This is a genomic window from Streptomyces vastus (genome assembly GCF_039532825.1).
In the GTDB taxonomy this organism is placed as follows: domain Bacteria; phylum Actinomycetota; class Actinomycetes; order Streptomycetales; family Streptomycetaceae; genus Streptomyces; species Streptomyces vastus.
This window is the reverse complement of sequence record NZ_BAAASJ010000039.1, coordinates 1-19,529: the sequence shown is the minus strand read 5'-3', so window position 1 is coordinate 19,529 and position 19,529 is coordinate 1. Positions and strand designations below refer to the sequence as shown.

The 19,529-nt window shown below is 67.3% G+C and carries 29 protein-coding genes and 1 pseudogene; 12 read left to right on the top strand and 18 right to left on the bottom strand.

Annotation, left to right across the window (positions count from 1 at the left end; translation table 11 throughout):
* Positions 1-96 precede the first annotated feature (96 nt).
* The 4 genes from ABD357_RS19645 to ABD357_RS19630 are packed head-to-tail and all read left to right on the top strand — an operon-like array spanning position 97 to position 2,170.
* The gene (locus ABD357_RS19645) at positions 97-333 is read left to right on the top strand and encodes a hypothetical protein (RefSeq protein WP_344391651.1); all 237 of its coding nucleotides are present in this window, start codon (positions 97-99) and stop codon (positions 331-333) included.
* Positions 330-938, top strand: a complete 609-nt coding sequence (locus tag ABD357_RS19640; protein WP_344391819.1) for a pilus assembly protein TadG-related protein — start codon at positions 330-332, stop codon at positions 936-938. Before ABD357_RS19645 ends, ABD357_RS19640 begins: the two co-directional genes overlap by 4 nt.
* A 15-nt stretch (positions 939-953) precedes the next feature.
* Positions 954-1,538 (top strand): hypothetical protein, encoded by a 585-nt coding sequence (locus ABD357_RS19635; RefSeq protein ID WP_344391649.1) that lies wholly within the window; start codon positions 954-956, stop codon positions 1,536-1,538.
* Between the two features lie 2 nt (positions 1,539-1,540).
* On the top strand, positions 1,541-2,170 hold the full coding sequence (locus ABD357_RS19630) for an OmpA family protein (RefSeq protein WP_425584928.1): 630 nt from the start codon (positions 1,541-1,543) through the stop codon (positions 2,168-2,170).
* A 19-nt stretch (positions 2,171-2,189) separates the two neighbouring features.
* On the opposite strand, the gene ABD357_RS19625 is transcribed toward ABD357_RS19630, so the two are convergent.
* From ABD357_RS19625 to ABD357_RS19600, 6 genes are all read right to left on the bottom strand, one after another.
* The gene (locus ABD357_RS19625; protein ID WP_344391648.1) at positions 2,190-2,606 is read right to left on the bottom strand and encodes a DNA-binding protein; all 417 of its coding nucleotides are present in this window, start codon (positions 2,604-2,606) and stop codon (positions 2,190-2,192) included.
* The gene (locus tag ABD357_RS19620; protein ID WP_344391646.1) at positions 2,582-2,908 is read right to left on the bottom strand and encodes a hypothetical protein; all 327 of its coding nucleotides are present in this window, start codon (positions 2,906-2,908) and stop codon (positions 2,582-2,584) included. Before ABD357_RS19620 ends, ABD357_RS19625 begins: the two co-directional genes overlap by 25 nt.
* A 119-nt stretch (positions 2,909-3,027) precedes the next feature.
* The gene (locus ABD357_RS19615; protein ID WP_344391644.1) at positions 3,028-3,339 is read right to left on the bottom strand and encodes a helix-turn-helix domain-containing protein; all 312 of its coding nucleotides are present in this window, start codon (positions 3,337-3,339) and stop codon (positions 3,028-3,030) included.
* A complete protein-coding gene (locus ABD357_RS19610; RefSeq protein ID WP_344391643.1) occupies positions 3,339-3,710 on the bottom strand; it encodes a type II toxin-antitoxin system RelE/ParE family toxin in 372 nt (123 codons plus the stop codon). Before ABD357_RS19610 ends, ABD357_RS19615 begins: the two co-directional genes overlap by 1 nt.
* A gap of 187 nt (positions 3,711-3,897) precedes the next feature.
* The gene (locus ABD357_RS19605; protein ID WP_344391642.1) at positions 3,898-4,233 is read right to left on the bottom strand and encodes a hypothetical protein; all 336 of its coding nucleotides are present in this window, start codon (positions 4,231-4,233) and stop codon (positions 3,898-3,900) included.
* On the bottom strand, positions 4,230-4,526 hold the full coding sequence (locus tag ABD357_RS19600; RefSeq protein ID WP_344391641.1) for a hypothetical protein: 297 nt from the start codon (positions 4,524-4,526) through the stop codon (positions 4,230-4,232). The genes ABD357_RS19605 and ABD357_RS19600 overlap by 4 nt, the downstream gene beginning before the upstream one ends.
* Before the next feature lie 160 nt (positions 4,527-4,686).
* Between ABD357_RS19600 and ABD357_RS19595 the strand changes: the two genes are divergently transcribed.
* A complete protein-coding gene (locus ABD357_RS19595) occupies positions 4,687-4,959 on the top strand; it encodes a GntR family transcriptional regulator (protein WP_344391640.1) in 273 nt (90 codons plus the stop codon).
* Between the two features lie 124 nt (positions 4,960-5,083).
* Here the strand turns inward: ABD357_RS19595 and ABD357_RS19590 are convergent, their stop codons facing one another.
* The 7 genes from ABD357_RS19590 to ABD357_RS19560 form a co-directional block, all read right to left on the bottom strand.
* Entirely contained in the window at positions 5,084-5,590 is a 507-nt protein-coding gene (locus ABD357_RS19590) for a hypothetical protein (RefSeq protein WP_344391639.1), read from the bottom strand.
* Between the two features lie 296 nt (positions 5,591-5,886).
* The gene (locus ABD357_RS19585) at positions 5,887-6,375 is read right to left on the bottom strand and encodes a hypothetical protein (RefSeq protein ID WP_344391638.1); all 489 of its coding nucleotides are present in this window, start codon (positions 6,373-6,375) and stop codon (positions 5,887-5,889) included.
* Positions 6,372-10,424 carry a polymorphic toxin-type HINT domain-containing protein gene (locus ABD357_RS19580; protein ID WP_344391637.1) on the bottom strand — a complete coding sequence of 1,351 codons (4,053 nt, stop codon included), beginning with the start codon at positions 10,422-10,424 and terminating at the stop codon, positions 6,372-6,374. The genes ABD357_RS19585 and ABD357_RS19580 overlap by 4 nt, the downstream gene beginning before the upstream one ends.
* Before the next feature lie 283 nt (positions 10,425-10,707).
* Positions 10,708-10,950, bottom strand: a complete 243-nt coding sequence (locus ABD357_RS19575) for a hypothetical protein (RefSeq protein ID WP_344391636.1) — start codon at positions 10,948-10,950, stop codon at positions 10,708-10,710.
* A gap of 49 nt (positions 10,951-10,999) precedes the next feature.
* Positions 11,000-12,142 carry a hypothetical protein gene (locus ABD357_RS19570; protein ID WP_344391635.1) on the bottom strand — a complete coding sequence of 381 codons (1,143 nt, stop codon included), beginning with the start codon at positions 12,140-12,142 and terminating at the stop codon, positions 11,000-11,002.
* Between the two features lie 15 nt (positions 12,143-12,157).
* Positions 12,158-12,457, bottom strand: a complete 300-nt coding sequence (locus tag ABD357_RS19565; protein WP_344391633.1) for a hypothetical protein — start codon at positions 12,455-12,457, stop codon at positions 12,158-12,160.
* A gap of 258 nt (positions 12,458-12,715) precedes the next feature.
* Positions 12,716-13,474: a GntR family transcriptional regulator gene (locus ABD357_RS19560; RefSeq protein ID WP_344391816.1), complete on the bottom strand. Its 759-nt coding sequence runs from the start codon at positions 13,472-13,474 to the stop codon at positions 12,716-12,718.
* Between the two features lie 132 nt (positions 13,475-13,606).
* Between ABD357_RS19560 and ABD357_RS19555 the strand changes: the two genes are divergently transcribed.
* From ABD357_RS19555 to ABD357_RS19535, 5 genes are all read left to right on the top strand, one after another.
* Positions 13,607-13,885, top strand: coding sequence for a hypothetical protein (locus ABD357_RS19555; protein WP_344391632.1), 279 nt, complete (start codon positions 13,607-13,609; stop codon positions 13,883-13,885).
* Between the two features lie 4 nt (positions 13,886-13,889).
* Positions 13,890-14,243 carry a hypothetical protein gene (locus ABD357_RS19550; RefSeq protein WP_344391630.1) on the top strand — a complete coding sequence of 118 codons (354 nt, stop codon included), beginning with the start codon at positions 13,890-13,892 and terminating at the stop codon, positions 14,241-14,243.
* Positions 14,243-14,509 carry a hypothetical protein gene (locus ABD357_RS19545; protein ID WP_344391629.1) on the top strand — a complete coding sequence of 89 codons (267 nt, stop codon included), beginning with the start codon at positions 14,243-14,245 and terminating at the stop codon, positions 14,507-14,509. Before ABD357_RS19550 ends, ABD357_RS19545 begins: the two co-directional genes overlap by 1 nt.
* A 35-nt stretch (positions 14,510-14,544) precedes the next feature.
* On the top strand, positions 14,545-14,715 hold the full coding sequence (locus ABD357_RS19540; RefSeq protein WP_344391628.1) for an ATP-binding protein: 171 nt from the start codon (positions 14,545-14,547) through the stop codon (positions 14,713-14,715).
* A gap of 99 nt (positions 14,716-14,814) precedes the next feature.
* Positions 14,815-15,048, top strand: a complete 234-nt coding sequence (locus tag ABD357_RS19535) for a helix-turn-helix domain-containing protein (protein WP_344391627.1) — start codon at positions 14,815-14,817, stop codon at positions 15,046-15,048.
* 21 nt (positions 15,049-15,069) lie between these two features.
* Here ABD357_RS19535 and ABD357_RS44765 read toward each other — a convergent pair whose 3' ends face one another.
* A complete protein-coding gene (locus ABD357_RS44765; protein WP_425584938.1) occupies positions 15,070-15,273 on the bottom strand; it encodes a DUF6082 family protein in 204 nt (67 codons plus the stop codon).
* Positions 15,194-15,667, bottom strand: coding sequence for a DUF6082 family protein (locus tag ABD357_RS19530; protein ID WP_344391626.1), 474 nt, complete (start codon positions 15,665-15,667; stop codon positions 15,194-15,196). Before ABD357_RS19530 ends, ABD357_RS44765 begins: the two co-directional genes overlap by 80 nt.
* Before the next feature lie 160 nt (positions 15,668-15,827).
* Here ABD357_RS19530 and ABD357_RS19525 point away from each other — a divergent pair, with 160 nt between their 5' ends.
* Together ABD357_RS19525 and ABD357_RS19520 are read left to right on the top strand one after the other, a co-directional pair.
* Positions 15,828-16,700 (top strand): LLM class flavin-dependent oxidoreductase, encoded by an 873-nt coding sequence (locus tag ABD357_RS19525; protein WP_344391625.1) that lies wholly within the window; start codon positions 15,828-15,830, stop codon positions 16,698-16,700.
* A gap of 121 nt (positions 16,701-16,821) precedes the next feature.
* Positions 16,822-17,607, top strand: coding sequence for a class I SAM-dependent methyltransferase (locus ABD357_RS19520; protein WP_344391623.1), 786 nt, complete (start codon positions 16,822-16,824; stop codon positions 17,605-17,607).
* A 7-nt stretch (positions 17,608-17,614) separates the two neighbouring features.
* On the opposite strand, the gene ABD357_RS19515 is transcribed toward ABD357_RS19520, so the two are convergent.
* The 3 genes and pseudogenes from ABD357_RS19515 to ABD357_RS19505 form a co-directional block, all read right to left on the bottom strand.
* Positions 17,615-17,962 (bottom strand): ArsR/SmtB family transcription factor, encoded by a 348-nt coding sequence (locus ABD357_RS19515; RefSeq protein ID WP_344391622.1) that lies wholly within the window; start codon positions 17,960-17,962, stop codon positions 17,615-17,617.
* Between the two features lie 66 nt (positions 17,963-18,028).
* A pseudogene (locus ABD357_RS19510) lies at positions 18,029-18,508 on the bottom strand (DNA glycosylase AlkZ-like family protein); the annotation flags it as partial.
* 34 nt (positions 18,509-18,542) lie between these two features.
* Positions 18,543-18,878 (bottom strand): DUF192 domain-containing protein, encoded by a 336-nt coding sequence (locus tag ABD357_RS19505; RefSeq protein WP_344391621.1) that lies wholly within the window; start codon positions 18,876-18,878, stop codon positions 18,543-18,545.
* Positions 18,879-19,529 lie beyond the last annotated feature (651 nt).

Here is a 19,529-nt window from a genome sequence, read left to right as displayed (position 1 = left end):
CGGGAAGTTGGGTCTCTGGGCCCACTCGGAGTGGGCGGGGTGTCACGTACGGTGCGCGGGACGGTAGTGGTGTTGTTGGGTGGGAGGACAGCGGCCATGGTGGCGAAGATGTCGACGCACGGCGTCAAGCGCGGGCTCGGGGCGTGGAGGCGGACCGTTGTCTCCCGGATGCGGGGGAGCGAGCGGGATCGCGGGGCGGGCTTCGTGGAGTATGCGGGGCTGATGATTTTGATTGCGGGGATCTTCACGTTGATCGATCAGTTGGGGTTGGACGGGTTGATCTCGGGCGCGATCGGCGACGCCGTCGACCGCGTGATCGGCGGCGGTGGCTGAGCAGTCGCCACCTTCGCAGCGACAGAGGGCAGACCCTCCCTATTTACATCTGGCTGACGGGGATTCTGCTCTTTGCTGCGTTCGCCCTCTTTGTGTTTGCCCAGGCAGCGTCCGCGCGGAATGGAGCTCAATCCGCGGCGGACGCTGCTGCGTTGGCGGCTGCGCAGGCGGATCGGGATGAGCTGATGGAGGGCCTGGAGGGCGCCATCGGGGTGGACGACACTTGGCTGGACTGGCTCAACCCGGATGAGGCCACGGGTGCCGGAGCCACGGCCGCAGCTCAACAGTTGGCCGACGCGAACGACTCGACCCTCCAGGGCGGTGCCCAGCTCACAGAGGTGAACGGCTTCTACGGATACGAGGTGGAGATCCAGACGAACTACACGGTCGGGGACTCGATCATCCCGGGCACGGAGACGCAGCAGGCGACGGCGCAGGCCACGGCCGTCATCGAACCGCGCTGTGACTTCGATGTGCCCGAGGACCCCCTGGACCTCGTTCAGCTCGACTGCGACGGCCAACCCATCGACATCGACCCCGAAGATTTCGATTTGGACGACCTTCCCGACGCGTCCGTGCTGTTCTCTGTGTATCTGGTCGAGTGAAAGGAAGCCGGACCGATGAATCTTCGGCACACCATGAAGGGCCGCACGGTACTGACCGCGGTGGCGATCACGACTGGGCTGGTCCTCACGGTTGCCGGTTGCGGCGGCGGAGGCGATGAAGAGCCGAAGTCGGAGTCTTCCGCTTCCTCCTCGTCCAAGGACAGCGGTGGAGACCAGAAGCAGTCGCAAGCACCGTCTGTGGACCAGGTGCTCGCGACGGCGAAGGACGGCGACATAACCGTCACCATCACCTCCGCTGTGCGGGAGGAGGGCGACTTTGTCACCGTGTCAGGTCAGGTGGTGAACGGCGGTAGCGGCTCATGGCTGGGTGCGGAGTGGCAGAGCGACGAAACAGAGTTGGCGGGCAACGGCGGCTCACTGTCGGGCGCGAGCCTGGTGGATGCGGAGGGCAAGAAGAAGTACCTCGTGCTGCGGGACACTTCCGGGCGCTGCCTCTGCACCAAGTTCACAAGGCTGAGGGCGGGTGACTCGGCAAGCTGGTACGCCCAGTTCCCGGCTCCCCCTGAAGGCACCAGCAACGTCTCCTTCCAGGTAGGTGGCATGCCCCCGGCTGACCTCGAACTCACCGAGGGCGAGTAACCATGCCCCTCCCCTCACCCCTCCGAGCCACCGCGATCACCGCCACCACCCTCACTGCCCTCGTCTTCATGACCCCCCTGGCACCCGTGTACGCCGACGAAGGGGACCCAAGCGAACCCCCGGGCAGCGTCACGACCTCCCAACCCCCGGAGGTGGACGCGAACAGCCCCGGCCTGAAGCTCGCCGACGGCGCGACGCTCGCGCCCGCGCGGGTGCTGGACATCAAGTCGGTGGTCGAGGACCTCGGGGGCGAGGAACGCCGCGAGGACACGAACGAGGACGTGACGTTCGCGCTGCAGGCGGAGGTGCTGTTCCCCAAGGACAGCTCGAAACTGAACCCCGAGGCACGGTCACGTATCCAGGCGATCGCGGACGAGATCAAGGCCCAGAACGCCACGAAGGTCCGCGTCTTCGGCTTCACGGACAACCTCGGCTCGTACGCCCACGGCGTGACCCTCTCCAAGAACCGCGCCGAGGTGGTCCACGACGAACTGGCAGCCGCCGGCCTGGGCCCTGACGTCACCTTCGAGGTACGCGGCTACAGCGAGGACTACCCCATCGCAGACAACACCTCAGAACAGGGCCGCCGCAAAAACCGCCGAGTTGAGGTGACGTTCCCGAAGGGCGACTGAGGTGACGGCTTCGCGGCCGTCAGATGCTTTCGACCTGCACTCTGTCGCCGCAGAGCTTCTTCATGTCGTCCACGTCCGACGTGAGGATGATGCGGGGTCCTGAATAGCTCAGCGCAGTCGCGGCCACCACTGCGTCAATCGCGTACTTGTGTCCGTGCAGGCTGGCGTCCTTCAAAAGGTCGATCGCGTTCCAGGTGATCGCTTCTGTGACAGGCAGGACCTTGAGCCGGGAGACATGCCACCGGAACCGGTTCATCCGGACCCTGTCATGCCAGGCTTCGATGAGCGTCAGGTTGCTGACGGCGATCAGCATGTCCTCGGCCTGACAGGCCGCGATGAACGCTGTCGCCTGAGCATCGGCGCTTACGGTCTTGGATAAGCCCTCGCTGTCGAGAAGCAGGATTCCGCTGTTCAGCTCGCTTTGCGCCCGTGCCACTCTTCGCCCGTCTCGTCACTCCGGGCGCCGTCCCGTTCTGTCAGCGCCCTTGCCGCCTGGATCGCCTGTGCGGCGCGATCGCGCATGTCCCGGGTGATGGGGCCCGACTCGGCCTCGTTCGCCTCCAGCAACTCCGCGATGAGATCGCGCTGTATCTGCCGCTCCACTGCGGCGCTGACGTACGCGGAGAAGCCGCGTGAGCCGACGCGTTCCTTGACCGCGGCGATTCGGTCCGCGGGCATGGACACGCTCACCTTCTGTGCCGGGGCCTCGCCCTTGCCGTACTGCTCCGTGGAGTCCATGACGTCAGGGTAGCAGGATAGTGGCAAAGGAAGTAGCAAATCGTTTCTGTTGGCCTCCCGCCCCGCCCGCGGAGTTCCGGGTGCGGGAATCTCACTCCGCACTCCTGCGAGGCGGCTGCTCAGGCGGCAGCGTGTCCCTCGAAGCGGAACTCTGGGCTGGTGCGTGGGTCGATTCGCGCGCCCGACTCAAGTGCGGTTGCCAGTTGCTCGAGGAGTTCGAGAGTCGGATCGACCCCGCTCTCTTCGATGGACTCGATGTCCTCTTCGGACATCCCGGCCCGGCGCGCCAGTTCAGCCGTGCTCCAGCCCAGGGTCGAGCGCCGGTCGTAGACCGCCTGGGCGAAGTCCATCCGCCGCCCCGCGGCGCGGTAGGCGGGGTCTTCGCGGTGCTCGGCCGGGACCTGCCACCCGGTGTGATATCCGCTGCTCATCAGGCCTCCTCGCCCCTACTGTAGACGCCGTGTTCGCCTGCCGGAGGGTGCTCGGCCTCGCAGTGCTTTCGTGCTCTTTGCGCTCTCAGGGCTTCGTCAGCCTCCCGCATCCTCGTCTTTCGGAACACGGTGAGCAGGACGGCCCTCCGGCCGGGGGCCAACCAGTATGTGACGCGGAATGCGCCGATGCGCAGCTCGCGCAGCCCGTCGCCGAGGTGGCTCGCCAGGGGAAACGGCAGGGCCGGGCCGTCGGTCGCGAGCCGATCGGCGAATCGTTCGGCGGCCCTGTAATCCGTAGGCGCCAGCATCTCCAGCCACGCCCGCACCTCAGGCTCAAGTTCGATTGTGTACAGGTCGGGTGGTTCCGGCACTTATGCTCCGTTTGTATCGGGCTTCCGGGTCTCACTCTGGCGCTCAGACGGTCGGGGCTTGGCCGATTCGGCTCGGCATCACCGGATTGGGGTGGCGGGTGGCGTGGAGCGGCCAGCCATGCCCGGGCGTCGGCCGCGGGCATGGCTGACCGACGACCAGACCTGGCGTGAGGCCACCCGACAGCTACTACGTCCGGCAGCGCGGGCATCCACACGGCGGGTAAGCCGACGTACGCGGTACCAGGTTGGTGCGACCACCGATCAGGACCTCGACCTTGCCCCGGTCTTCGGTCACGGCGCCCTGAGTGTTGACCTTGTAGACGCGGAGGGTGAGGCGGGAACGCCGGCGAGGTGTCTCGGGGAGTTCCAGTGGGTCGGTCATGGGCGGGTAGTGGTCGGCGCACTCGGGGCATGCGTAGACGTTGAAGCCGGGACCCGTAGCCGCGTGTACCTCGTGGACCAGGACAGGGTGACTCGTCGTGCAGTGGCAGCGGGCGCACATCCGCACGGCGGGACGCGTCATCGGGTCGCCACCGGTACACAAACGCCGTGGATGTGGGTGGGGGCGACGTCGATGCCCAGTGTTGCGAGGTAGAGGGCGCGGCGGCGTTCGCGTTGGCGGTGGTGTTCGGCGGGGTCGAGGACGTAGGGGCGTACGAGAGGGGATGCGCTGCCGTCGAGGAGTTCGGTGAACTGGGGTGGCGGGGCGGGGATGAGCCGCAGAGGCGGGATGGCTCCGAGGCGGTGGCGGCCTCGGGGGCGTGGGGTGCAGATGCTCAGCATCCAGGCCAGGAGTCGGAGAGTAGGGTCCAGCATGTCGGCGCTCCTTCGCAGCGTTCGGCCACGCCCCGGGACGGCCGCAATCCGTCGCCGGGGCCTTCATGTTCTGAGGCCCAACTTAGCTCGACTTGTATCGCTACGTATAGAGACGTATCCCAATGACAGAGACCTTATCTGTACGAGTAGCTTCCTGATCATGAATTTCCAGCCGGATGCTGAAATCGATCACGAGGGACCGGTTACGCCCTACCAGCAGCTGGCGGGCATCCTGCGTGCCCGTATCGCGCGGGGCGACTGGCAGCCCAACAGGGCTATTTCCAGTGAGACCCAGCTCGTGCAGCAGTACGGACTCGCACGTACGACTGTCCGCCGCGCGATCGCCGTGCTCGTCGAGGAGGGATTGGTCTTCACCGTTCCGCAGCGGGGAACGTACGTTGCTCCGCAGCCGGAAGCCTCCGACGGCGAGTGACCCGCAGGCCTGGCGGAGCCCGGGGCGCCGCCAGGACCTGCTCACTCGTCTCGGGCGTCGGGAAGGCACTGATCGGGGTGCCGTTCCTGGTGGCACTGGTACGACGCAGGGTCGGGCAGCGAGGCTATACCTCACCCTCCAGCCAACGTTCGAATGGCGCGACCTCCGACAGTTCGGAATTGATCGCCTTCAACCCTCCGGCAAAGTCTTCGGCCATTTTCGAGAGCATCGCGACTAGCTCGCTCTGTGCAATGCTCTCGCGCTCTGGGTTTGGAACCCAATTGGTCCGCGAATCGCAGCGAATCATCACGAGATCCCCGCTTGGGTGGAAGGTCAAAGTCCTCTCGATACCCTGCGAGTAGAGATCCATCTCGACTTCGTGACGATCGCGCGCACCCACCAGAAGCGACGGAAGCTGCTCCATGAAGGCAGACAAGTCATACGCGACGTCGAGCGACCACTCGTCACTCCCGAAGCCGCCGATGTGGAATGTGCTGCCTCCAGCGTCAGAGAGGGCGCTACATGCCTCCATGACAAGGGTTCTGTAATCGTCACCCGCCTCCAGACTCGCTGAAACAGGAGCCACAGCGCCTGATGGAACGGCCGGATTGAACGACACAGAGAAGCTCATCTCTCGAGCCTTCTAGTTCAGAACAATGATTGAGAACCCCATGGCAAGGCCCACCGGCCGATCCACCGGAACCCAGTCGTCGGGGCCTTCTTCAAGGATTTCGCGGGAGATCTCTCTTCCTCATACATCGGGAAGATGCTTCCTCATTCCCTTGCCTTGAGACGGAGCTGCCCCCATGAGAGACCTCATGGGGGCAGCGGCTTCCGGCTGCGATGCCGTAAACCGCCCGCTACAGGGCGCGGCAGGCCTGTCAGTAAAATGGAGCACACGCCATGCCCGAGCGCGCGCCCTGTCGATCAATCAGGCTCACCCGTCGGGAAGGCGGAATCCAGAACAGCTCGAACTCCTCTGACACCGCCCTTCCAACGATCACTCTTCATGATCTCGCGATCCCACGTGACCACAGGCTCTTCCCCTGCCACGCAGTAACCGTAGATCTGGTCCGCGATGTCGTCCGTGAAGAGGTGGTCGAAATGAAAGGCTCCCTCGAACGTCAACCACGCGATTCCCTCCGCGCGCGCAGACGCTATCCGCAGGCACTCTCGCAGATAGGCAGGGAAATCCGGGTCGTCCAGGCGACCTTCCTCGAAGGTGAGGTCGTACTCCCAGGCGGCCGTCGGCGTCTCTCCGGGCTCAGAGGACATCTCGTAGAGTCCGACCTCGTCCGGACGTGTGCCGGAGATGTCGAACTCGCCCTCCTCCAGGCGGGATTCGGCTCGCCCGATCGTGAAGAGTATGACGACCGCCGGGCCACTCCACGTGATGGCCTCCTTGAGGGAGCTCACAGGAGGCCCCACTTCGCCAGGTTCTTGGGACCGGGCAACATCGCGGTAATGATCTTGCCCTGATACGGCCCTTCCTTTGCCACCATTATCACCACCACCTGGCCATTGACCTTTTTGGCGAAGCCCTTGGACTGGGTGTCACCAGTCCTCCAGTCGAACGTCTTGTCCGGCGACGTCAAAACCTGCGAGAAGTTCTGCTTGAAGTGCTCGAGCTGAGAGGCGACGCTTCCCTTGTTGGGAATCAGCCCGACCTCCTTGAGGTGCCGCATGGCGTGACCGCCACCCTTGTTCAGATTCGTGAAGGCATCCGCGACCGTGTCGTCCGTGAAACCGGTGGGACAACTCGCGTTGTGCACCAGAACCGGCGTCGCGTCGGCCAACACATAGTACGTGTGGAGATCGGCGATCGTCAGGTTGTAGACGCGCTGGCCGGATGCCGTCCACGACTTGGTGGAGTTGACTTGTGCGTAGGTGCCCTCGTCGGTCCGCAGCCGGTCGCCGGGCTCGAGTGCCGAGGCATCGAGCCACGCGTTCTTGTCGCCCGCCACCCAGAAGGGGTGCCGGTCGGTGGCGACCAGGGTCCCGGCCGACTCTGCACCGGGACCGCCCACGGTGATGTCCACGAGGTTCTTCTGGCCGTCACCGATGATGGTCGCCTGGACGCTCTTCGCCGCGGTCTGGCCGGACTTCGGATCGGTGGCCACTACCTGGTCGCCGATGCGTATGTCCTCGATCGGCTTGGTCCGCCGATCGGCCATCAGGACACGGGTGCCCGGTACGAAGCTGTTCTTCTGGCATCCCTTCAGTCCCTTGAGCGCCTTGACCTTCAGGGCGCTGAGCACGAGGCCCTTGAGACACGAGAGGTTCTTCGTCTGGAGGCACTCTTCGACCTCGAACGCACCCGTGTACCAGGCGATCAGCCGTTCAAGGTAGGTGCTTTCGGTACACGCACCGATCACCCCGGGGCCGCCGCCCACGCAGATCAGAGATGCCTCGCCCGGCCGAGGGACCCCACTCGTCACGAGGTTCTTCTCGGCCTCGTACAGCCTTTTCCTGATGAGCTTCTCGCGCTCTGCCCCCGTCAGAGGCTTCGCGTCTTCACCACGCTGCTTTTCGACCTCCGCCTTCAATTCCGCAATCAGCTTGTCGGCCGCGGTCTTCATGGCCTTCGTCGCGGCCTTGGCTGCCGCGGCGGCGTCCTTGCCCGCGGCCTGGGCGGAGAGGCTTGCCTGGTACGCGGCGGCATCGGCCTGGGAGGCGTAGTTCGAGGCGAGGCTCGCGGACCTCACTGCTTGTTCCGCGGAGCGGGTCGCCGCCTGTGCGTCCTTGCGGGCCGCTGCCGCGGCGCTGTTCGCCTTCTTGGACGACTCGGCGGCCTTCGCGGCTGACTTGGCCGCCTGGTCGGCGGACTTGTCGGCCTGCTGCGAGTACTTGTCCGCCTTCTCCGCCGAAGTCTTGGCCTCGTTCGCCCACTTGACGGCCGCGATGGCGTCCTTGGCGGCTTCCGCCGCGACACGCTGCGCCTCGGCGGCGTCCTTGTGGGCCAGCGCCGCCGACCGGTCGCCGGCCGCGAGGAGGATGTCGACCTCGGCGACGTGGGCGGCCGTGTTGGCATCACGCTGCTGCGCCCGGAACAGACCGATCTGCAGGAACTCCCGCAGGCCGGAAGACGGCCCCGACAGCACCGCCTGGGCCGCGGCCTTGACCTCGGGACCACCGTTCGCCAGCGCCTGGGCCACTGCGACACGGTCGTCGTCCTCACGGGCCTTGTACTGGCCCACTTCCAGGAACTGGTGCAAATCGGTGGCCGTGCCGTCCAGGGCCTTGTTGGCGGCGGTCTTCACGCCCGGTCCGCCCGCGGCCATGATCTGGGCGACGGTGACGCGGTCGTCGTGTTCCTTGCCCGGATAGGCCTTCGTCCGCAGGAACTCCCGTACCTGTGCGATCGGCTTGTCCAGCACGTCCAGTGCGGCCTGTCGCTGCGCCGGCTTGTCCGTGGTGTTGGCGATGTGCGCCACGCTCGCGCGGTCGTCCTGTTCCAATGCAACCGTCAGAGCTGCACGGACGAACTCCTCCACGTCGGCGTCGGTACCCATCAGCGCGGTCTCGGCGGCGGTGCGAGTCCAAGTCCCGCCTCCGGAGAGCAGGTTGACTGCGACCTGACGTCCCTTGGCGGCCGTGACCTTCGCATCGGACGCCGCGACGGCCTCGTCCCACAGCTTCTGCGTCTCGGTATTGAGCTGCTGAAGTCGGCCCGCTTCCCACTTGGCGGCGGCGACGCGCGCATCCTCGGCCTTCTTGGCCTCCTCGGCAGCCAGGACGTTCTCTTCCTGCTGCTGGGTCAGGCGCTCTTCATCCGCCTTACGCGCCAGCTCCGCCACGGTCTTGGCCTGGTCGGCGGCGCTCTGCGAGCCGTTGGCCGCCTTGGTCGCGGCGTCCGCAGCGGCCTTGGACTCCTTCGCCGCGTCCACCGCCTTGCCCGCCTGGTCGGCGGCCTTGTTCGCCGCCTTGGCCGCCGCCTCGGCGTGATCCGCGGCGTCGTTGGCAGCCGTACGGGACTGCCGTGCGGCCGTGGCGGCCTGCTTGGCGTTGGACTGGGCGGCGTTGGCCGCACGCGTCGCCTGACCGGCCAGCCGCCTGGCCCTGGCCGCCGCCATTTCGGCCTCGGTGGACTTCGCACCGGCTTCTCCGGCCCAGCGACCGGCCTCAGCTGCTGCCGTCGCAGCCGCCGCGGCGTTGACCCCTGCACTGGCCGCGGCACCGGCCGCCTTCCCCGCGTTCTCGGCGGCGATTCCGGCCTGTTCGGCGGCCTTGGCCGCCTTCCGCGCCCCCTCAGCGGCGGCGTTCGCGTTCTGCGCGGCGATACGGGCGTCCTTCGCCCGGGTCGCATCAGAAGCGGTCGCCGCGGCGGCAACCCGCGCCGCCTGGTTGGCCGCCGCAGCCGACGACACCGCCGTACGAGCAGCCTGAGCCGCCCGGTCAGCCGCGGAAGCCGCCCGCGACGCAGCAGCCGCAGCCCGGCCCGCCGACGATTTCGCCGCCTGTGCCTCCTTGGCCGCGACCTGCGCCGCCTCCTTGGCCCGCTGGGTCGCCTTCTCCGCCTTGGCCGCCTCTTCCTTGGCCTCTTCGGTCAGCCGGGTGGCCTGCTTCTGCGCCTTGTCGGCGAGCGCGGCCAACTGGGCGACGGTCAGCGTCTCCTGGTCCCGCGCAGCCGCGACCTGCCAGCCCTCGTCCAGGAACTCCTGTACGTCTTCGGGAGTGCCGTCCAGGACCTGATTGGCGACCTTCTTCACATTCGGGCCGCCCGCCGCCATCAATTGGGCGACCTGAACCCGGTTGTCCTCCTCCCGGGCCTTGTACTGGCCCTGGTCGATGAACTTCTTCCAGTCGTCGGCGGAACCGTTGAGCGCCTTGTTCGCGGCTTCCTTGACCCCCGGCCCGCCCGCGGCCATGATCTGTGCGACCTGGACCCGCAGGTCATCGTCGTAGGGCTGGACGATTCCCTCGTCCAGGAAGGCTTGAAGCTCCTCGACTCCGCCGTCCAGCGCGGTGTTGGCGGCCTCCCGCACACCCGGGCCGCCGATGGCCATGATCTGCGCGACCTGGACCCGAAGGTCCTCCTCTTGGAGGTCCGGCAGATCCTGGTTCATGAACGTGTCGACGTCCTGATCCGGACCGAGCAGGACGGCCTCAGCGGCCCCCCGTACACCCGGACCGCCGTACTCCCATTCCCAGAGAACGTCGGATCTGTCGTACGTGGGCGCCTCGTCGGCCGCGGCGGCAGGACTCAGGTCCGCCCCCGCGACCAACGCCAGAGCCATCAGCGTCGCGACGTGCCCACGGTCCGCCGCGGCCCACTGCTCCAGCAACTGCCGCCGCTGGGAGCTGCGTACTCGCTGGGAGCGCAGGCTCAACAGCGCCGGAACGGCGAAGACCGCCAGCAGAAGGCAGGCCAGCACCGCTGTCACGGCCACGTCGGTGGAGTCGTTGCCCTCGGAGGTGGCGGCGTCGACCAGCAGGACGGGGGTCCAAGCTGCGGCGAGGGTCACGGCTGCCGCGCATACCAGGAAGACGAGTGCCCGAGCCCGCGAGAGGCCCTCGCGGATCAGCGCGCTGAGCGCGTCCGCCTGCGACCGCAGTAGAGCGGACCGGTCAGGCCAGGAGCCGCTTGAGTCTGGCGGATCGGGGAGTGGAATGCTACCGGTCCGTTTCCCCCAACCAGTTGGGATCAAGAACGGCGGGACTCTTACCCACCGCCCTACGACCAACCCGCCCTGCCGTCAATCCACGCTACCGCGGGGTTTAACGAACTACCGATAATATCTCACTGCGTCACCTAAAGAAGCCTACACCAATAAAGAATGCCCCTAGTGGAATCCAGAAGGCGCCTACAATTCGCAGCGTTTTGGGAGTGGCTGTCCCAGTGGTCGGATTCGTGCGCGCAAATACGCGAAAGGCGTGTTCGGCGGCATTGCCGATATTGAACGCCAAGAGAATTCCGAGTGTGAAGAAGATGATCCCGACTGCACCAAACGACATTATTCTTCCTTCTTTTTCTCTTCCCAGAGGGTCCATCCGTCCGCCTGGCTGAATCCCGTGGAAATTTCGTTACCCAAGCCGATTCCTATACCGCTCGAGGCTGAGGCGACGTCGTCACCTTGTGCATTGGTTGCCCCGATCGCATTCTGGTGGCTCCCCAAACGCCGATACCCGCGTGGAACGAGCCCCCCTTGTCCCACCCTGTCCCCTTGAGTTGGCTGATGTCGTCAGCGTTACTCTTTACGACCCCGATATTTCCGGATGCTCCGAAGTCCCACCCTGCAGTCGTGGTCGACTTTGAGTACATCAAATTTATCTGAGAGCGCCCATCTGGCGTGCGGGTATTAACGAGTGAAATCTCACCACCAATACCTACGCCGAATCCGACGGAGCCACTCAAGGTGATCCCTTGAGTGTTGTTGAACCCGGTGGCTCCCGCTACGCCCTCTATGGTGGCGCTCAGAAACTTTGTTCCCAGATCTCCCGGCTTGGACAAACCCTGAAGGCCGCTCCCGACGCCCCTGATGATGGTCTTCAAGGTTTCATCTTCTGACTCCTTTTCCTTCTTCCTGCGCTCGGCCTCCGCTTTTCGTTCCGCCTCTTCCCTCTTGGCTTCCTTCTCGTAGGTCTCGATGTCGCCGACTGCAGCTCCGTTGAAGCCGTGGTGCTGTCCCAGGGGGTCCAGCGCGCGGCCGAACCAGCTCTTGATGCCGGCCGCCTCGCGAAGCGCAAGTTTGACGATCTGGTCCTCGTCGCCGACGGCCTGTACGGCGTCTTTGATCGCCTTGGTCCAGGAGGCTTCGGCTTCCTTCCACTTCGACACGTAGGTGGGGTACTCCGGGTCGTGCCGCATGGGGGTGAGCTTGCTGAAGTCGTAGATCGCCTCGCCCTTGCTGTTGATGTACAGCTCGGCCTTCTTGGCCTCTTCGACGAGGTCCTTGACCTGGCCGATCAGCCGGGAGAACTGCTGATGGGCGTCGCGCAGAAGCGAGGCGATGGCGCGAGCTTCCACCTGGGCGTTGGCGAGCTGCCGGCGGGTGGCCGCGAACCGTTTGCTCGCGGCCCCCGCGCTGACTCCCACCCAGGCGCCGTCGGTCGAGATGCTCTCCACCTTCGCCGCGTAGAGCGTCTCCAGATCTTCGAAGCCGTCGGCCATGTCGTCCCAGTCCTTGGCCGCCGTGCCCAGTACGCCGATCCTTATGGTGACCACGTCCTGGTACGTGAGCATGCTCGTCCCCGCTGCCTATGTGGTGTGCCGCGGGTCGGGGCCCGCGTCGATCTGGGCTATCCGGCTTCGAATGCCGAGGTCGAGGTACTGGAAATCCCGCTTGGTCCCCTCCAGCGCCTCCCGGTCCGCATCAAGGCGATTCATCAGGCTCTTGACCTGAAGCTCCCACTCGTTGTGAGCGTCCTTGAGGCCAGCACCGGTGTCCCAGCCCGTGAACTCCCGCATGGCGGCGCCCGAGTTCTCCTCGGCATGGCGTCCAGCCTTGTCCGTATTCCGGAATATGTCGCCGTCCGGCTGCAACAGCTTGATTGCCACCGTTTTACCTGGAACGTTCATCCTCAGGTTCGACCGCGCCAGCCGACTCGCCACTACCCGTACCGTTCAGCTGCATGCGGTCCTGCTGTTGGCGCGCCAGTGCTTCCGCCTTCAGCTGCTCCCACTCCTCCCACGCCATGCGTGGTCCCTCCCCGTTTCCCGTCGTGTACCGGCGAGTTGATGTGAACGTGCAACCGCAACGATGCGATGTTCGACGGACACAGTAACGCTTCCTTGTCACGCGCCCCGTCCGCACCGCTAAGCCTGGTCGATCCCGAACTCGTAGGCCACTTCCCAGCGAACGTCGGGAATGGTGATGTCCGCCGTCTCCACGGGTCGTCCATCGGTGTCGTAGTAGATCCGCTCGATCTCAAGTAGCAGCTCACCCACGCTGATTCCGAGCAGATTCGCCTGTGCCTGGGTGGCGCGAGCAGGGCGCGGCAGTTCAACTGCGGTTTCGATCTCCACGCCGATGGATCGCATGCGCTCGACCACGCCCATCCCGGCGAGGGGGCCCATCTCGGGCAGGACGATCGGCGTTCCGTCCGTGATCGCCATCGGCTCCCAGGATTCGGAGAGTTGGACGGGCTGTCCGTCGGCCATGAACTCGTAGCGTGTGTGTACGCACGGATCTCCGGGGCTGATGGCCAGCCGCTCGGCGATGGGTTCAGGGGCGGGCACTCGTGCCTGGCTGTGTGACTCCCAGGTCCCGTCTTTGCCCCGTGCCTTCATGTCGGAGCGGAAGGGGGACCCGCCCCGGCGCTCCCTGCGCCGCGAGCGGACCATCCGCATCCGCTCGCGCGGCTTGCGAATGTAGGTGCCTGAGCCTGCGCGGCCTTCAAGGAGGCCCTCGATGATCAGCAGGTCCATGGCTTTGTGTGTGACGTTGCGGCCGACGCCGTATTCCTCGGCGAGCTGCGCCCTGGAAGGCAGTCGCGCGCCGACCGCCCACTCGCCTGAAAGGACCCGTGCACGCAGCGAGTTGGCCACTTCCAGATAGGGCGCCTCACGCGGCATGAGCAGCTCTCCGGTTCCTCGGCGGTAGTCGATGACGGATCGTCCCAGTGACATTGACAAAGCTACTGCACCAGGTAGAAGCTGGTGCAGTAGAACTACTCTCCGCGCTCGCGTCGTTACGGGGGCTTCTTCGTGTGCTTTGCAAAGTCACAAGCGGTTGCGCTGGCAGCCAGGCTCACCGCGCTGACAGGGCATCAGGCGTACGCCGAAGAGTTCGCCGACCGGATTCGCGTCAGCATCACCCTCCCTGCGCGGCTCACCGATGTCTGTCGACGTTCCTTGCTCGCGGCGCTTGCTGACGCCGACCGCTATGGCCATGACGTGACGGCGCATGGCGCGACCGTCTGGGCCGAAGTCGATGGCGGTGGCGCGGCCCAGAAATCCAACACCAGCTCATCGAAACGGAGTTGACCACGTGCTCCATGTGATCGCCCACGCACTCGACCGCATCCGAGTCTTCTTCGCCCCGCGCGGAAAACACCGCCTCGTGGCGCCCGCCCGTGCCACGGAGCCGAGGCCACCCACAAGATCCACAGCCCCGGTGACGCCCCGTTCCAAGTCGCCTCGCCCTGCCATCGCCGCGACCGTACGAACCTGGTACGAACCCATCGACGGCGCGGCCACCCAACTCGTCCGCCCCTACCTCAAGGCGTACGAGCACGACGAGAAGGCCCGGCTCCAACGGCTGCGCCGCGACACCCTCTGGTGTGCCACCTACGGCATCGACCTCGATACCCGAGACATCCACAGTCGGCTGGAGGTGGCGTAGTGGACGACGGCAACCACCAATGCGTACGACTCCTGCCCTGGACCGGTACCGACGGCAAGCACTGCTACTTGCTCGGCGACGGCGCGGCGAGCGGAGTGCTGTCACGGCACTTGGACCAGGTCGAGGCCGTACAACTCGGGTTCGCGGGCAAGCTGCAGGGTCTGGGCCTGCTCGTCCTCCCCGGCGGCGATCTCGCCTCGGCCGGAGCTGCCCGCCGCTACGTCCGGGGCGTAGCCCGGTCTTGGGAGTTGCTCCCGGAAGCCTGACCGATGAGGGAACGGGCCATGTGTTCGTACTGGGGATGGCAGGGCCAGAGCAGGAGTCGGGACGCGGGCTGCTGATCGTCGATGCGCTGGCCACTCGTTGGGGGCAGCGGCAGACTGGCGGTCGCTTCACCGTCTGGGCCGAGGTCGACGTAAGGCACGATTCCGCCCACGAGGAGTTCACGCGCGATTTCCGGGAGGAACTGTGAATCACGCCCGCTGAAGACTGGCGCGCGAACGCAAAGCCGCCGAGGGATACACCGAGCCGCCGGAGGTCGTCACCGAGCGTGAGCAGATCCGGTTGGCGCATGACCTGGGACAGCGTGTACGACCGGCGTACCGCCTTGGGGCTCTCGCAGTCGGCGCTGGGCGAGCGCCTCGGGATGACCGCCGACGACGTCGAGGCGGTCGAACTGGGCGGGCTGCTGCCCGTCACCGCCGACCTCCTCGTCAGGCTGGCGGTGGCACTCGAAGTCACCGTGGACGTCCGAGTGGTGTCCGACGGGCACAACACCGTGACGTTCGGCGAACGAGCCGCGTAGCAGCCCGCGTTGGAGTTGGGATCACTCGGTCCCGGAATCGGGACCCGTCGCCGCCACATACCGCTCATCCACCAGCTGATGGAACCGCCGGGCCCGCCGCGTGCTCGCCGCATCCCGGCGAGCGATGCGGGACGCCGCCCAGAACCTACGAGCCGGAACCGCCGAGAAGATGCTGTCGGCGCCCTGCCGCAGGTGCCCCTCGCTCAGCGCACCAAGCTCGAACATCATCTTCCAGTGGGAACACCACCAGGTTCAGGTAGAGATGCTGGCGCCGGGCCTTCTCGGAGTTGTTCGCGTCGAGTCGGCCCCAGCACGCCATCAGGGACGGGTCCGTCATCGCCATCCGCATCAGTTCGGTGTGGGCGGTGCGCATGCCCTGTTCGTGGTTGGCCTTGCTTTCCCGGGCCTGGAAGACGAGCGACGCGCCCACACCCGCGAGCGCGAGCCGGCGATCAACGCCGAGACGGCCCCGTACGTCTGGGGCCACATTGCCGACGCGCTGCCAGTCGCTGTCGGAGCCGTCGGGGCCGTAGGCGCGTAGGGCCCCCAGCCGCCGGGCGAACCCGGTCCCGAAGTCGGTTTCCCACGGGCGCTGTTGTGCCGGTCGTCCTGTTCCCATCGTTCTCATCTCCATCTCCCTTGTAGGGACACGAGAGTTGATCATGCGGGCGCGCGTGACGCCAACAAGCGGGGGTGGGGGCGGCAACGGGGCGATTGCGCCACGTGGGCACGACGTAAAAGCAGTTGTTCGTGCCGGGACCTCAGGTTAGGAAGGTCCCATGACTGCTCTCGGTGCCGTGTTCCGCCCCCAGTTGCCGCCCGAAAAGCTGCGAGACGTGGCCCGTGTCGCCGAAGCGGCAGGGCTCGAAGAGCTCTGGCTGTGGGAGGACTGCTTCCTGGAGAGCGGGATCGCCACCGCGTCCGCCGCGCTCGCCTGGACCGAGCGGCTGCGGGTCGGGATCGGGCTGCTGCCCGTGCCTCTGCGGAACGTCGCCGTCACGGCCATGGAGACCGCCACGCTCGACCGTCTGTTCCCCGGTCGCTTCACGCTGACCGTCGGGCACGGCGTGCAGGACTGGATGGGGCAGGTCGGGGCGCGGGCCGAGTCGCCGGTCACGTTGCTGCGCGAGTATCTCGACGCGCTACGGGCGCTGTTGCGCGGCGAGCGCGTCACCACCGACGGGCGGTACGTGAAGCTGGACGACGTGGCCCTCGACTGGCCCCCACCCACTGCGCCCGCGGTCCTGGCCGGTGTCACCGGCCCCCGTTCGCTGCGCCTCTCCGGTGAGGCGGCCGACGGTACGTTGCTCACCGCCGGCACACCGCCGGAGGGCGTACGGAAAGCTCGCGGGCTCATCGACGAGGGGCGGAAGTCGGTCACCCGCACCGACCCCCACCGCATCGTCGTCTACCTCCTCACCGCCACCGGCCCGGACGCCGCCGCCCGCCTCAAGGCTGAACAAACCGCCGAGGGCGAGGACAAGATCCCCGGCCTCGGAGCCGCCGGCGACGCCGAAACGGTTGCCAAGGCCGTACAACGCCTGGCCGACGCCGGAGCTGACACCGTGATCCTCCAGCCCACCGCCGACGAACCGGACCCCGAGGGCTTCGTCCGCTTCGCGGCGGAGGAGGTACGGCCACTCGTTCCGTAGGAACACCTAGGGCAGCGACGAACCGTGCCGCGGATGACCCCCGTCGCCCGTAACAGGGGTCGAGCCATGGCCGGGAAAATCCACTCGCGAGCCGGGACGACCGACTGCCACGATCAGCTCCATGAGTCAGTCAGCCCAGTCACCCACCACGTTCGAAGAACTCGTCGCCGAAGCCGAAGCCGCTCCCACCGAGGGCTGGGACTTCTCGTGGTTCGAGGGCCGGGCCACCGAGGCGCGCCCGTCGTGGGGTTACGCGCGGGCGATGGGGGAGCGGCTGGCGAAGGCCGAGGCCGCGCTCGACATCCAGACCGGCGGCGGCGAAGTCCTCAACTCGGCGGACCGGCTCCCGCCCCTCACCGTCGCCACCGAGGGCTGGCCACCGAACGTCGCCAAGGCCACCGCCCTCCTCCGCCCGCGCGGCGCGGTCGTCGTCGCGTCACCGGAGGACGCCCCGCTGCCGTTCGCGGACGAGGCGTTCGACCTGGTCACGAGCCGGCACCCGGTCGGCCCGCAGTGGGCGGAGATCGCGCGCGTCCTCAGGCCGGGCGGCACGTACTTCGCCCAGCACGTGGGCCCGAGGAGCGCCTACGAAGTGGTCGAGTACTTCCTCGGTCCGCAACCGGAGGGGCAGAGCGCCGCCCGCCACCCCGACCGCGAGCGCGCCGACGCCGAGGCCGCCGGGCTGGAGATCGTCGACCTGCGGGCGGAACGGCTGCGGATGGAGTTCTACGACATCGGCGCCGTCGTGCACTTCCTGCGCAAGGTGGTGTGGATGGTGCCCGGCTTCACCGTCGACCAGTACCGGGACCGGCTGCGCACCCTGCACGAACGGATCGAGGCGGAGGGCCCGTTCGTGGCCCACAGTGCCCGCCACCTCATCGAGGCCCGCAAGCCGTACGAGGCGTAAGCCGGGCTCAGGCCTCGTCCGGCAAGCCCAGCCGCAAGTGCTCCACGTGATGCAGCGCCTGGTCCAGCAGCTCCGCGACATGGTGGTCGTACAGCGCGTACACGATCGACCGACCCCGCCGCTCACCCGTGACGAGCCCGAGGTTCCGCAGCAGCCGGAGCTGATGCGAGCAGGCGGACTGCTCGAGCCCCGCCGCCTCCGCCAGCTCGCCGACCGCGCACGGGCCCTCCTGGAGGCGGGCCAGTATGCGCAGGCGCGAGGGTGTGGCCAGGGCCTGGAGCGTGGCGGCGACGTCCACGGCGCCTACGGCGTCCAGACGTTCGCGGGTGCTCTTCTCATCGACTCCGTGGCCCATGACGCCATCGTATCGACGCGGCCGGACATGCGGCCGAAACAGCCGCAGCGGGCGACAGGGGACGGGTTACGCGTGCGGGCCGACCGTCACCTTCCCCACCACCAACTCCGGGCCGGCCTCAAGGACTTCACCCACCCGGTCCACCTGCTCCCTCAGCTCTCGTTCCTGCGCCCCGCTCAGCCGCCCCAGGGGCTCCACCGTCACCGTCGTCCGCCTCCCCTGCCGCCGCTGGTGCCAGACCCCGGCGACCACGCCGTCGACGAGCAGCACGGGATAGTTCCCCGCCTGGCCGCCCGCGAGGGCCCGCTGGTACGCGGCTCCGGGGAACATCCGCTCCCGCGGCTGCGCGGCGATGGCGTACGCGTCGAAGTACGGCAGCAGGCGCACCCCGCGTACGCCCTCCGAGGGGAAGCCGGTGTCACCCGCCATGACCCAGACGGGCGCCCCTTCGAAGTCGACCTCCTCGATCCCGCCGGAGGAGGCCAGGCCGGCGAAGAGATCGGCGGCCCAACTCTTCGGCCCGTCAACCCACTTGGCGAAATGCTGGGCGCTGCCCGCGTGCGGGACCTGGAAGAGCCGCTCAGAAGTCCCGTACGGTGATCCGCACCCCTGGCCGCAGGCCCCACCGCTCCATTGCCCCGGCCTCCGCCTCCAGCACGTGCCGGGCCCGGAACCTGGGCAGCCCGACCCGGTCCGGACGCATCGTCCGGACCGCCAGGACCCGTAACTTCCGGTCCAGGTAGGCGACATCGATCGCGAACCGCATGCCCATCGTGTGCACCGCGCTTGCGGGCGTCAGCAGTAGCGCACCTTCGATTCCGTCTCGGTCGAGCAGTCCGCGGCGCCGTGCCCGTACGGACTCGGCGAGCTCCAGTGGGACGGGTTCCGGGGTCTGCGGGGTGGTGAAGGTGGCCATGGCTGTGAAGTTAGCGGCCGGCGTCAAGCGGGTGTTCCGTGCGCGGTTCACCCGTGGGGAGGACCCCCGGGAACATGTCACCGAAGACCCCGCAAGTGGTCAGAAACCCCTGAATTCCTCCTCATCCCCTTTGTTCTCCTTGGATTCCGTTGTGATTCGGCCATGATCAGGCCCTGAATGAACGCCTCCGCACCTACCCCGGCGTTGTCGGGCGATTTCGGAGAGTAGTTATCTCACGCCGATGCACGCAGCATCACTTACGAAGGGTTATGGTGGAAACCCCCCCTCGGGCCGGTCCGTCTCCCCCCCACGGACCGGCCCGTTTTTTTGCCCGCTTCCGGGAGGGGGCCGGGTGTTTTCGCCCCCGCCGCCCCTACCCGTCCCATCCCGGGGCGCTGCCCCGAACCCCCGCCAGGGGCTCCGCCCCGGGCCCCGCGGGCTGCGCCCCCTGACCCCGGCCAGGGCCTGCGCCCCCGGGCTGCGCCCCCGGGCCCTGCCCCGCGGGCTGCGCCCCCTGACCCCGGCCAGGGCCTGCGCCCCCGGGCTGCGCCCCCGGGCCCTGCCCCCCCCCGGGCTGCGCCCGCGGATCCTGCCCCCCCCGGGCTGCGCCCGCGGACCCTGCCCCCCCCCGGGCTGCGCCCGCGGACCCTG